The 12774-nt window shown below is 73.3% G+C and carries 8 protein-coding genes; 2 read left to right on the top strand and 6 right to left on the bottom strand.

The window, feature by feature from the left end:
- Positions 1-17 precede the first annotated feature (17 nt).
- The gene (locus AB0L95_RS24565) at positions 18-1619 is read right to left on the bottom strand and encodes a glycosyltransferase family 2 protein (protein WP_365164569.1); all 1602 of its coding nucleotides are present in this window, start codon (positions 1617-1619) and stop codon (positions 18-20) included.
- 54 nt (positions 1620-1673) lie between these two features.
- Complete coding sequence (locus AB0L95_RS24560; RefSeq protein WP_365164567.1) at positions 1674-2870, bottom strand: glycosyltransferase family 87 protein; 1197 nt, start codon at positions 2868-2870, stop codon at positions 1674-1676.
- Between the two features lie 279 nt (positions 2871-3149).
- Here AB0L95_RS24560 and AB0L95_RS24555 point away from each other — a divergent pair, with 279 nt between their 5' ends.
- Positions 3150-4892: a glycosyltransferase family 39 protein gene (locus tag AB0L95_RS24555; RefSeq protein ID WP_365164481.1), complete on the top strand. Its 1743-nt coding sequence runs from the start codon at positions 3150-3152 to the stop codon at positions 4890-4892.
- On the opposite strand, the gene AB0L95_RS24550 is transcribed toward AB0L95_RS24555, so the two are convergent.
- Positions 4810-5316, bottom strand: a complete 507-nt coding sequence (locus AB0L95_RS24550) for a MarR family transcriptional regulator (protein ID WP_365164479.1) — start codon at positions 5314-5316, stop codon at positions 4810-4812. The two genes, AB0L95_RS24555 and AB0L95_RS24550, sit on opposite strands and share 83 nt — an antisense overlap.
- A gap of 134 nt (positions 5317-5450) precedes the next feature.
- Here AB0L95_RS24550 and AB0L95_RS24545 point away from each other — a divergent pair, with 134 nt between their 5' ends.
- Positions 5451-5864 (top strand): organic hydroperoxide resistance protein, encoded by a 414-nt coding sequence (locus tag AB0L95_RS24545; protein ID WP_365164476.1) that lies wholly within the window; start codon positions 5451-5453, stop codon positions 5862-5864.
- A gap of 90 nt (positions 5865-5954) precedes the next feature.
- On the opposite strand, the gene AB0L95_RS24540 is transcribed toward AB0L95_RS24545, so the two are convergent.
- From AB0L95_RS24540 to AB0L95_RS24530, 3 genes are all read right to left on the bottom strand, one after another.
- Positions 5955-8159 (bottom strand): CDP-glycerol glycerophosphotransferase family protein, encoded by a 2205-nt coding sequence (locus AB0L95_RS24540; protein WP_365164473.1) that lies wholly within the window; start codon positions 8157-8159, stop codon positions 5955-5957.
- 5 nt (positions 8160-8164) lie between these two features.
- Positions 8165-10357: a CDP-glycerol glycerophosphotransferase family protein gene (locus AB0L95_RS24535; RefSeq protein ID WP_365164470.1), complete on the bottom strand. Its 2193-nt coding sequence runs from the start codon at positions 10355-10357 to the stop codon at positions 8165-8167.
- Between the two features lie 157 nt (positions 10358-10514).
- Entirely contained in the window at positions 10515-12770 is a 2256-nt protein-coding gene (locus tag AB0L95_RS24530) for a bifunctional glycosyltransferase family 2 protein/CDP-glycerol:glycerophosphate glycerophosphotransferase (RefSeq protein ID WP_365164468.1), read from the bottom strand.
- Positions 12771-12774 lie beyond the last annotated feature (4 nt).

The raw sequence follows: 12774 nt of genomic DNA, 5'->3' as shown, positions 1-12774 counted from the left end.
CCAGCGTCTGTCTGCGGTCATTTCCAGTGAAGCAGGCGGCGGAGCCGGCGGCCCACGACCGATGTCACTCCTCGTACGCCCGGCGCCACCCGCAGGGCGAGCGCCCCGGAGTGCGTCGCGTACGGCTGCACCAGCAGCACCCCGTGCCGCAGGCTCGGCACCGCGCGGCGGCCCAGCCGGCCGGCGCCGTCCAGGGCGTGGGCCGTGGTGTCGCGGCTGGTGCCGTCGTCGAAGCGGAGCGTCAGGTTCAGGTCCCAGGTCCCGGCGCCGAGCGCCGCGAGGTCGACCGGGGTCTCGGCCGTCCAGCCGCCGTGGTCCGCGTCCCGCCTGAGCGCGGCCGTCGCGGTGAGGCCCACCCGGGTGTCGTCCTCGCGCTGCACGAACTGCACGTCCACCCGGTACGGCCGCGCGTTCTCCACCCGCCCGTACAGCTCGTGCAGGCGCAGCCGCAGCCGGGCGGTACGCACGCCCGGGCGCAGATCCGCGTCGACGGCGACCGGAAGGTGCCGCATGGGGCGGTGCAGCAGATGCTCCAGCCGGACCTCGGGCAGATCCGCCGACCAGACGGGAGCGCCGTCCTCGGTCTGCGCGTAGGGCGGGGTCAGCCGCGCCGGGCGGGCCGCCAGCTCCTTGATCCGGTGCAGATCGCGGGGCTGCCCGGCGGCGAGCACCACCTGCGCCACGACCCGCCCGGGTACGGACGCCTGCGCGAGGTCGGCGGTGTCGAAGTCCGACAGGTACGCGCGCGTGAGCGTCCACCACGCACCGCGGTACTCGGCTTCACGCAGCGGGAGTTCCCGCGCGTACATGCGCAGCCCGCGGTCCAGGAAGGCCGCGCGCGCGGCTCGTGCGAGCCGCTTCTCGCCGGCGCCCAGCAGGATCTCGTACGCCTGCCGGTTGGCCTCCATACGTGCCTTCCAGTTGTCGACGTCGGCGCGGTCGAGGGAGATCGACAGCCGTCGCGCCGAGCGGCGCACATGCCAGACGTAGACGGTCTCCGGCACCAGGGCGATGCTCGGTCCCGCGGCCAGCACGCGCGCGGTGAACACGAAGTCCTCGTAGGGGAAGCGGCCTTCGGGGAAGCGGATGTCGTGCTCGCGCAGAAAGTCGGTGCGGTACAGCTTGTTGACGCACAGCGTGTCGTGCGCCAGGCGGGGACGCCGGGAGGGGTGGGAGACCAGCGCGGGCCGCTCGTACAGCTCCGGCTGCCAGGGGACCTCGCGGCCGGACGGCAGCTCGCGGCGCACGCACAGGCCGGCGGCGACCGGGGTGCCGTGCGCGACGGCCGCCATGAGCAGCGCGTCCACCGCGCCGGGCGGCAGTACGTCGTCGCTGTCCAGGAACATCAGATACGGGGCGGTCGCCGCGTCGATCCCGTCGTTGCGCGGGGTGCCGCAGCCGCCGCTGTTGGTGGTTCTGCGCACGACTTTCACCCGCCGGTCCTCGGCCGCGAGGGCGTCCAGCAGCTCGGGGCTGCCGTCCGTCGAGCAGTCGTCGACCGCGATCACCTCGCGGACGATCCCGCCCTGGGCCAGAGCCGAGCGCACCGCGGCGGTCACATGAGGAGCGTCGTCGTAACCGATGACGACGACGCTGACCTGCGCATCGTGAGGGTGCATCGAATCCACGAGCCGAAGCCTAGGGAAGCCTGGTAATTATCTGTTAAGAGCCAATTAACCGCCTGTGTGGAAGACGGCAGGAATGCGGTCGGGGTTCCGCGGCGGGGTGTCCGATTCCGGCCGTTCCGGGGCGGGGCGTCCCGAACGCCACAGCAGGACGAACGACAGGACCGCCGCGGACGCCAGCAGCCCGTTGCGTACGACCATGAGCGCGCAGCCCAGCCAGGTGCAGTTGATGACGTCCCCGTAGAGGGCGGGGTACTCCATCGTGCTCACCGCGCTCGCCGCGAGGACGAGCGGGGCCACCACGCGCTGGGTCGTGTGCCGGGAGGTCATGCAGACCGCGGTCAGTCCGATCAGCCACACCATGTACTGCGGGCTGATGACCCGGCTCGTCACCGTGAACAGCAGAACGGCCGCGAGCGCCGCGTCGTACGGGGTCGCGGGCGTCCAGCGGCGGGTCCGCAGCCGCCACAGCAGCAGCAGGGCGAAGGCCACCGCGGTCAGCCCCAGCGAGCAGACGGCGACCGCGTGCACATGCGGGCCGACGAACTCGACGGCCCCGTACTGGTAGCGGGTGCGCCCCGGCCAGCCGGCCCGGCGCGCCAGCATGAGCGCGGTGCCGCCGAGCGACTCGATCTGCACACCCCGGCCGCCCTGCTGGCGCAGGAAGTCGAGCGGGTTGCGGAACAGGGCCACGAGCAGGGCGAGCAGCGTGACCACCGTGACCACGGCCGCCGTCCATGCCTCGCGGGTGCCGCGGCCGCGCGGGGTGCCGAGGAGCGCCAGCGCCGGCCACACCTTCACCAGGGCGCCCAGTGCCGCGAACGCGCCGCCCACGCGCGGCCGACGGGACACCGCCAGCAGGGAGATGACCGCGAAGGCGGTGACCTGGACGTCGTAGCGGGCGAGCGGGACGTGCAGCAGCAGGGGCAGGCCCGCCGTCCACAGCACCGCGCCGCGCAGGGAGCGGTCCGGGCGGGTGCCCGCGCGGGCGAGGGCGAGCGTGATCACGGCGTCGGTGAACAGGGTGAGGACGACGAACGCCTGAAAGTACGTCAGGCCCGGCAGCAGCGCGGGCGACAGCAGCACCGCGCCCGCTCCCGGCGGGTACTGCCACAGGTGGTCACCCGAGGGGAACCTGCCGTGCGAGAGGACGCCGTACCAGTGGAAGTACAGCGCCCACACCTCGCGTGCGACCCCGCCCCGGCCGAGCAGGGGGTACTGGTCGTGCGCCAGCAGCCACAGCATCACCGCCCGGGTGGTGAGCCAGCCGGTGGCGAGAAGAAGCAACCGATGTGTCGTACGGCCCCTCTTCCACAACGGTGGCCGCGACTTCGGCGCGGACGGGGGTGCGGGGGGCTCCATGGCACTCTTCAAGGCACTCATCAAGCCCGGATGGTAAGCCGCCCAGATGTCGTGAGGGTGCAGATACGCCGTCAATAAGCAGCAAAGGTTAGTTAATAGTACTAAGTCGGTACATGTTGAATGCCTCCCATGAGTCGGTCAGCGGTGAGGTGTACGGAGCGCGTGGCCGTCCTCGTGCCCGTGGCGGTCATGTTCGCGCTCGGGCTGTGGGGACTGGACCGCGGCGGCATATGGCGCGACGAGGCGGCCACGTTCCAGGTCGCGCGCCGCTCGCCCGCGCAGATCTGGCGGATGCTGCACCACGTGGACGCGGTGCACGGCCTGTACTACCTGCTGATGCACGGCGTCCTGGCCCTCCGCCCGGGTGAGGTGCTGCTGCGGCTGCCCTCGGTCTGCGGGGCGGCCGCGACGGCGGGCCTGGTCGCCGCGCTGGGCACCCGGCTGTGCCGGCCGCGGGTGGGGCTGTGGGCGGGGCTGCTGTACGCGGTCACGCCGATGGTCGGGCACTACGCCCAGGAGGGACGCAGCTACGCGCTGGTCGCGGCCGGGGTCGCGGGCGCGACGCTGCTGCTTCTGCGGGCGGTGCGGGGCGGGAGCTGGTGGCCGTACGGGCTCGTTCTCGCCGTCACCTGTCTGCTGCACGAGTTCGCGGTGCTGGTGCTCCTCGCGCACGCCTGCACGCTGGCGCTCGCGCGGGTGCCGGGCAGGGTGTGGCGTGGGTGGGCCTGCGCGGCCGGGGCGGTGGCCGTGCTGCTGCTGCCCCTGGCGCTGGTGTCGCGGGGGCAGTCGGCGCAGGTGGCATGGCTGACACCGCCCGACGGACGGAGCGCGGAGCGGCTGCTGCGGGAGTTCGCGGGGCCGTCGTGGGCGGTCCTGGGGCCCTGTCTGGTGCTGATGGCGCTGGCGGTGCGCGGACCCGGCGCATGGCGCGGGCCGTCGCCGGCCGGGGTGGCGCTGCCGTTGATGCTGGTCCCGCCGGCGGTGCTGATGGCGGTCTCCCTGATCAGCCCGCTGTACGACGACCGGTATGTGCTGTATTCGCTGGCCGGGGCGCCCCTGCTGGTCGCGGCCGGTGCCGAGCGGGTGGCCGGGGTGCTTCGCCGGTCCGCCGGGGCGACGCCTCCCGCGGCGCACGGCGGCTGTCCGGGCACCGCCGGGGTGATCGTGCGCGGCCCCGCGCCCCTCGCGCCGCGCCGGCCGGTGCCGCACGGGACGGCGGTGGCGGTGCGGGAACGGCCGGGGGTCCCCGCGTCCGGTGCCCGCCCGGTCCTGCGGCGGCTCTCCGTGCCCCGTGCCCGCGCCGTCCCGGGGCGGCCTCCCGCCCCCGGCGCCCGCCCGGCCGGGCGCCGTCATCTGGGGGCCCTGGTCGGGGCGGTTCTCGTCTGCGGGGTGCTGGTCGTGCAGTTTCCGCTGCTCAGGGCCGACCGAAGGGCCGCCAACCGGCCCGATGACCTGGCCGCCGTCTCCGCCGCCGTGGGCCGCACGGTGCGGCCCGGGGATCCCGTGCTGTTCCTGCCCTCACTGGAACGGCGGTCGGCGCTGGCCTATCCCGCCGGGTTCCGGGGGGTCCGGGACGTGGCGCTGGACGTGCCCGCGGCCGCCGGCGGGACGCTGTACGGGCGCGAGGTCGGCCCCCGGGAGCTGCGGCGGCGGCTCGGCGGACTGGGGTACGTCTGGGTGGTCGGCGAGCGGTATGCGCTACGGCCCTCCTGGACCCCCTGGAACGCCACCGACCGCGCCAAACTCGCGGTGGTGCGCGAGGAGTTCGTCACCCGCGCGGAGTATGTCCACCGCGGCGTCACCCTTCGACTCTACGTACGCCCTAGAAGCACTCCGGAGTCTCGTTCAGCGCCGCCGCGTCCAGCATCCGGGTCAGCTCGTCGAGGCGGCCCCGCAGGTTCGTGATCTCCGCCAGGTCGAAGCCCGTCGCCGCGGCGATCCGGCGCGGCACCAGCAGCGCGCGCTCCTTCAGCGCCATGCCGTCGTCCGTGAGGTGCACATGCACGGACCGCTCGTCCTCGCTGCTGCGCTCGCGTCGCACCAGGCCCGCCGCCTCCAGCCGCTTCAGCAGCGGTGACAGCGTCCCGGAGTCCAGCCGCAGATGCTCGCCGAGCTTCTTCACCGGCAGCTCCCCCCGCTCCCACAGCACCAGCATCACCAGGTACTGGGGGTAGGTGAGGCCCAGCTCCTTGAGCACGACGCGGTACACGCCGTTGAAGGCGCGGGCGGCGGCATGCAGCGAGAAGCAGATCTGGTGGTCGAGGCGCAGGTACTCCTCGGCCGCAGAGGCCTCGGAGACCGCCGTGCTGGGTGTCGGCGTCGTCGTCATGGCTCCAGGGTAGCTCTGCCGCGCGCCGTTCAGTTGTGCACAATTGAATTGTGTGCTCTAATGGTGTCCGTAAGGCGGTCCGGACGGAGAGCAGGACCGGCCGCCCGAAGAGACTTCGAAAGGGATGGTTTTCCATGGACGCGCTCTACACCGCTGTCGCCACCGCCACCCACGGCCGCGACGGCCGCGCCGTCAGCTCCGACGGCAAGCTCGACCTCGACCTGGCCGTTCCGGTGGAGATGGGCGGCAACGGCAAGGGCACCAACCCCGAGCAGCTGTTCGCGGCCGGGTACGCGGCCTGCTTCGCCAGCGCCCTCGGCCTCGTCGGCCGCGCGGCCAAGGTCGACGTCAGCGACGCCGCGGTGACCGGCGAGGTGAGCATCGGCAAGCAGGGCGAGGCCTTCGGCCTCGCGGTCACGCTGCGCGTGGAGCTGCCCGAGTCGGTGGACCAGGAGACCGGCCGCAAGCTGGTCGAGCAGGCCCACCAGGTCTGCCCCTACTCCAACGCGACCCGCGGCAACATCCCGGTCGAGCTGGTCGTCGAGTAACCAGTCGGGCAACCCGTCAGGCAACCCGTCGGGTGACCACAGTCCCGTGCCCGGCGCCGGTGAGCATCTCGCCCGGCGCCGGGCACGTTCTCATGTGGTGGTCAGCGCATCCAGTTCGCCCGCCGCCGGGGCCGGGATCGACACCGGGACGTCCGGCTCGCCCAGCATCAGCATCCGCACCACCCGCCGGGCCGCCTGCCCGTCCTCGAACTCGCAGAACCGCTCCCGGAAGCCGGCCCGCAGCCGCGCGGACTCCGCGTCCTGCCAGCGCCCCGAGGCGAACAGGGACGCCAGCTCCCGGTACGCGCGCGTGACATGACCCGGCGCGTCCGCCGTGATGTCGACATAGGCGCCCCGGGCCGCCGTGCACGCGCCCCAGTCGTCGGCGTGCACGACGATCGGCCGGTCCAGGTTGGCGTAGTCGAACATCAGGGCCGAGTAGTCCGAGACCAGCACGTCCGAGGCGAGCATGACCTCCTCGACGTGCGCCTCGTCGGTGGCGTCGACCAGCACTCCGCGCCGGTGCAGCTCGGCCAGGCCCATGCCGCGGGCCGGACCCTCCGCCAGCGAGGGATGCAGACGGACGACCAGGGTGTGGCCCGCCCCCAGGTCCTCGGCGAACCGGGCCAGGTCGAAGCGGTCGGCGTGGCCGCCCCGGACGTGGTCCCGGCGGGCCGGCGCGTACAGCACGACCGTGTGGTCCCCGGGGATGCCGTGCCGGGACCGGAAAGCGGCCCCGTCGCCGGGCCGCGCGCCCACCAGGACGTCGTTGCGGGGACTGCCGGTGCGCACCGAGGTGAAGTGGCAGGGGAAGGCACGGTCCCAGACCAGCTCGGCGTGGCGGTTGGCGACCAGGCTGTAGTCCCAGCGGTCCGCGCGGCGCAGCATCTGCGGCACGTCCGTACCGAACCGGGCGCCCGGCTTGTCCAGCAGATCCACCCCCTGGTACGTCAGCGGGGTGCCCTGATGGGTGTGGACATGGACGCTGCCGGGGCGCTTGACCAGGGTGCCGGGCCAGTTGATGTTGTTGACGAAGTACATGGCCCGCGCGGCGAGACGGTGGTAGCCCAGGGAGTCCGGCAGCACGTACTCGATGTCCGGCGGAAGGTGCTCCACCTGGTCCGCGCGCACGACCCACACGCCCCGGATGTGCGGGGCGAGCTCCCGGGCCGCGCGATGGATCGCGGCCGGGTCCCCGAGCACCCCTCGGTGGGAGAACGCCGAGTAGAGGGCCAGCTCCGGGTCCAGCGGCCGCAGCGCGTGCGCCCGGAACCAGCCCTTCTTGACCCGGCCGGCCGCCGCCGCGCGGGCCTGCCCGCCCCGCCGCCCGAGCAGGCCGCCGAGCGCGGCGGCCCGCTGCCGGGCCCGGTAGCGGGCGTAGCCGCCCTGGAGGACGCGCAGGTCCGCGGGGACCGGCTCCTCCGTGCGGTGCTCACGGAACAGCTCGGCGGTGCGGCGGAAGAACTCGCCCTTGGCGGACGCGGGCAGCCGGTCCGGTTTGGCGAGGATGTCCAGGCAGTGTTCGCCCATCTTGCGGTGCAGACAGGGGCGCCAGCGGGCCAGCTCCGGGTGGGCGTCGACATAGGCGAAGACCCGCTCGTACTGGTCGTGGATGTCGAAGTGCTTACGGCTGGTGGTGGACAGGATGTTGCCCTGCCGGCGCTGCCGGTAGTTCAGGCAGATCCGGTCGAGGACCGCGATCCGGCGGGCGCTCAGCAGCGCGGGGAAGGTCCAGGGCGTGTCCTCGTAGTAGCCCGGCGGGAAGACGAGGTCGTGCGCGGTGACGTAGTCCCGGCGGTAGACCTTGTTCCACACCACCATCAGCAGTTCGAGGATCTCGGGGCGTTCCTCCGCGGTGAAGGTCCCCTCGCCCGCCTCGGTGAGCACCCGGGCCAGGGCGTTGCGCCGGGTGCCGCCCCACCAGTAGGTGCGGGCGTAGTCGAAGACGAGGACGTCCGGGTCCCGGGTCTCCTCCAGCCGGTCCGCGATCGCGCGCAGCGCCCCCGGGGTGAGCGTGTCGTCGCTGTCGAGGAAGAACAGATAGTCCCCGCCGGCGTGCGCCGTCCCGGCGTTGCGGGCCCGGCCGAGGCCGACGTTCTCGGGCAGGTGCAGCACCCGGACGCGCGGGTCGCGCTCGGCGTACTCGTCGAGGATCGCTCCGCAGCCGTCGGGCGAGCGGTCGTCGACGGCGATCACCTCGAAGTCCGTGTACGACTGCCCGAGCACCGAGTCGAGGCACTCGCCGAGGAAGCCCTGCACCTTGAAGACGGGGACGATGACGCTGAAGCGGGGCACGTGGGTCAGCTCCTCACGAGGGAGTGGGCCGGGGCCGGGACGCGCTCGGCGAGCGGGATCACGGGCGGGATCGACTCGGGCGGCTCGCCCAGCAGCACCCGGCGCACCACGCGTTCGGCGGCGCGCCCGTCGTCGAACTGGCAGAAGCGCTGCCGGAAGGCGGTGCGCAGGGCGGCGGCGGAGGCGTCCGCGTACGTGCCGTCGCGGAAGACGGCCGTCAGCTCCTCGGGCGTACGCGCCACCCGCCCCGGCGGCGCCTCCATCAGGTCCAGGTAGACGCCCCGGATCTCCCGGTAGACGTCCCAGTCGTCCGCGTACACGACGATCGGCCGGTCCAGGTTGGCGTAGTCGAACATGATCGACGAGTAGTCCGTGATCAGGGCGTCGGCGGCCAGACAGACGTCCTCCGAGGAGCGGTGTCCGGTGACGTCGATGATCCGGCCGTCGTCCCGTGCCGTGCCCCGGTCGTAGAAGTAGTGGGCGCGCAGCAGCACCACGTACTCCTCGCCGATCGCCTCGCAGAACGCCGCCAGATCGAGAGGCGCGTCGAAGCCGCTGCTGTGGTCGCGGTGCGTGGGCGCGTACAGCAGGGCCGTCCTGCCCTCCGGGACGCCCAGCTCGCGGCGGACGCGGGCCACGTCGTCGGCGGTCGCCGTGTAGTAGACGTCATTGCGCGGATAGCCGTACTCCAGGGTCTCGTACGAGCCCGGGAACGCCCGCTCCCACATCCGGGTGGAGTGCCGGTTGGAGGAGAGGTTGTAGTCCCAGCGGTCCACCCGGGCGAGCAGCTTGGCGAAGCTGCCGGAGGCGGCCGCGACCACCGGGTACGTCGACTGGTCGACGCCCATCTTCTTCAGCGGCGTGCCGTGCTGGGTCTGCAGATGCACACTGCCGGGACGTTTGACGACACCGTCCGCGAAGTTGGCGTTGTTGATCAGGTACGTGGCGCGGGCGAGCACGTCCCAGGAGGCGCGGCTGCCGATCACCGCGTACTCCACGTCCTTCGGCAGGCTGCCCACCGCGTCCGGCTCGACCAGGAACACCGAGCGCAGATGCGGGGCCAGTTCGCGGGCCTTGGCATGGATCGCGGCCGGGTTGCAGGCATAGCCACGGCCCCAGTACGCGCAGTACACGGCGAGATCGGGGTCGAGCGGGCGGCGCAGTTGCAGCGCGTACCGGGCGCGGGTGCGTACCGCCCGGGGGCGGGGCACCTCCTTCGCCGCCCGCGCCGCGCCCTGGTTGACGGCCCGCAGCGCATGGAAGGCGTCGTAGGCGCCGACCGCGAGCAGCCGGTGCTGCACCCCGACGCTGCCCGCCGGCGGCCGGAACCCGGCCGGACGGTGACGCCGGTACAGGCCGCCCGCCCGTCGGAAGAACGCCCGGCGCAGATGCGCGGGCAGCCGCTCCGGATGCGCGGCGGTCCTCAGCACGGCGGAGAAGAGCTGTTCGAACAGCGGCCGCAACCGGTCCTCGGGCAGGGCGAGTTCGCCGGCCCGGGCGAGGACCAGCTCGACCTGGTCCAGGAGGTCGAGCTGATGGGCGCCGGGGCTGTGCAGCCGACTGCCCTGCCGGCGCACCAGATGCCGTATGCAGACCGAGCGCAGTACGGCCATGCGTTCGGCGGTGAGCGTGACCAGACCGCCCCACCCGATGTCGGTGAAGTGGCTCGCCGGGAAGGTGAGCCGGTGCTCGGTGACGAACGCGCGGCGGTACGCGGCACTCCACGCGGGCACGGACACCCCGGTCAGCCGCGGCGCCCGGTCCGGCGCGAACGCCCCGTCGGGCGCCGGGCCCAGCGGGGGCGTGGACGTCTCGGTGTCCCACCAGTGGACCCGCTCGTGGTCGAAGAAGAGCACGTCCACGTCGCCGGTCGCGGTCAGCCGCGCGTCGATCGCGGCCAGCGCGCCGGGCGTGAGGACGTCGTCGCCGTCGAGGAACAGCAGATACGTCCCGGCCGCCGCCGCCATCCCGGTCGTCCGGGCCACGCCCAGGCCCCCGGCGGGCGGGGAGGTGAGCGGCACGACCTTGCCGTGCCGCTCGGCGTACGCGGCGGCGACCGTGCCCGCGGGCGAGTCGGGGGCGTCGCAGACCGGGATCACCTCGACATCGTCGAAAGACTGGCCGAGGACGGAGTCCAGCGCCTGGGACAGACGGCCGGCGACACCGAAGGCGGGGACGATGATGCTGAAGCGGGGCATTCTGGTCTTTCTCTCGGGCCCCGGTTCCGGTGCCGGGGCCGGTGCGTCGTGGGCGTACGGGTACGTCAGCGCCCGGGCCGTCCGGCGGGGCGCCAGGTGAACGGCCTCGTGGGGGTGGGTCTGCGCGGCATGCGGAACTCCGTCTGCTCAAGGCGGGTCAGAGGCGTTCGGCGACCCGGGCGGGACCCCCGGGCGCCGGAACGGTGGCAAGCGGTACGGCAGACAGCCCCGCGGCGGCGGACGGGACCGGGTGCCGGCCCTCCGGGGGGACGACCGAGGGCAGTTCGGCGCTCTCCCCGAGCACGACCCGGCGCACGATCCGCTCGGCGGCGCGCCCGTCGTCGTAGGGGCAGAAGCGCTCGCGGAACGCGGCCCGCAGCCGGGCCGAGCGCGAGCCGCACCAGTGGCCGGTCGCGAAGATGTCGATCAGCTCGTCCTCGTTGCGCGCGACCGCGCCCGGCGGGAAGGCGCGCACGTCGAAGCAGGTGCCGCGGGCCGCCTCGTACGCCTCCCAGTCGTCTGCGTACACCACGATCGGCCGGTCGAGGTTGGCGTAGTCGACCATCAGTGAGGAGAAGTCGGTGACCAGCGCGTCCGCGGCCAGGCACACCGACTCCACGCTCGGATGGTCGCTGACGTCGATCAGCCGGCCGCCGGTGGCCCGCGTCAGCGGCTCGCCGTACGAGGGGTGCGCGCGGGTCAGCAGGACGAAGCGCGGGCCGAGCCTGCTCAGAAAGCGTTCGAGGTCCAGGCCGGGGCGCGGGCCGCGGCGGTAGTCGCGGCAGGTCGGCGCGTACAGGACCGCCACCGCGTCCGCGGGGATGCCGAACGTCTCGCGCAGCCGGGTCACGTCCGCCGAGGTCGCCCGCGCGAAGACGTCGTTGCGCGGAAGGCCGTACTCCAGGGTCGTGAAGCGGGACGGGAACACGCGCTCCCACACCAGGGTGGAGTGGCGGTTGCCGGACACGACGTAGTCCCAGGTGTCGGCGGTGCGCAGCATCCGCGTGACATCGGTGTCGCGGGCGGCGGCCGGACGGTCCTGGAGGTCCAGGCCCATGCGCTTGAGCGGGGTGCCCTGCCGGGTCTGGACCAGGGTCTGGCCGCGGCGCTTGACCAGCCGCGGGCCGAAGTCGGCGTTGTGCACGAGGTACCGGGAGCGGGCCAGTGCCGTCCAGTACGCGGCCGAACCGGGCCGCAGCCGGCGGGTGGCCGCCGGGATCGTGTGCTGGTGCTCGGGGCGGGCGATCCACGCGGTGCGGATCCGGGGGAACAGCCTGCGGAACGCGGACTCCAGGGCGGCCGGGTTGCACCCGTATCGGCCCCCCGCGTCCGCGGTGAACACGGCCCGGTCGGCGCGCAGCGGAAGACACAACTGCAGGCGGTAGTGCGCCCACAGCGCCACGGCGGCCGACCGGCGGGCCGCCCCGGCGGCCAGGCGCCTGGTGCCGCGCGCGAGACGGGAGGCCAGGGAGAGCAGGCGGAAGGTGCGGTGCGCGCCGAAGCGGACCAGCAGATGGCGCGGGCGCAGCGGGGTGCCCGGGACGCGGTGGCGGCGGTGGTGGTCGCGGGCCAGGCGCAGGAACTCACCGTGGCTGCCCCGGGGCAGCCGGCCGCGCCGGACGAACACCGTGGCCAGGTGGTCGACCATGCGGCTGAACAGCGCCGGCCGCCAGCGGGCGAGTTCCGGATGCGCGTCCAGGTGCGCGAACACCCGGTCGTACTGGTCGAACACATCGAAGTGCCTGCGACTGGTCGAGCCGAGGATGCTGCCCTGGCGGCGCTGCCGGTAGTGGACGCAGATCCGGTCGAGGGTGGCGATCGTCTCCGCGGTCAGCAGCACCGGGAACGTCCAGGGCGTGTCCTCGTAGTAGCCCGGCGGGAAGGTGAAGCCCTCGCGCTCGATGAACTCCCGGCGGTACGCCTTGTTCCACACCACCATCAGCAGGGAGAGCAGTCCGGGGCGGTCGTCGAGGCGGAAGGGCGCCGGGCCCTGCTCGCTCAGCAGACCGGAGAGCCGGTTGCGGACCGTCCTGCCCGTCCAGTACGTGCGGGCGTAGTCGAAGACGAGGACGTCCGGTTCGGAGGTCTCCTTCAGCCGGTCCGCGATGTCCTGGAGGGCGTCCGGGGTCAGGCTGTCGTCGCCGTCCAGGAAGAGGACGTAGTCGCCCCTCGCCTGTTCCAGCCCGGCGTTGCGGGCCCGCCCGAGCCCCACGTTCTCCGGCAGGTGCAGGGGGCGGACGCGGGCGTCGCGGGCGGCGAACTCGTCGATGACGGCGCCGCAGGCGTCCGGCGAGCAGTCGTCCACCGCGATGACCTCGAGATCGGGGTACGACTGGTCCAGCACGGAGGTCAGGCATTCCTCCAGGTACGCCTGAACCTTGTACGCGGGGACGATGACACTGAACCTGGGCAAGGGG

Source organism: Streptomyces sp. NPDC052036, from assembly GCF_040680495.1.
Taxonomy (GTDB): Bacteria; Actinomycetota; Actinomycetes; order Streptomycetales; family Streptomycetaceae; genus Streptomyces.
The sequence above is the reverse complement of the archived record's forward strand: the minus strand, read 5'-3'. Positions and strand labels throughout refer to the sequence as shown.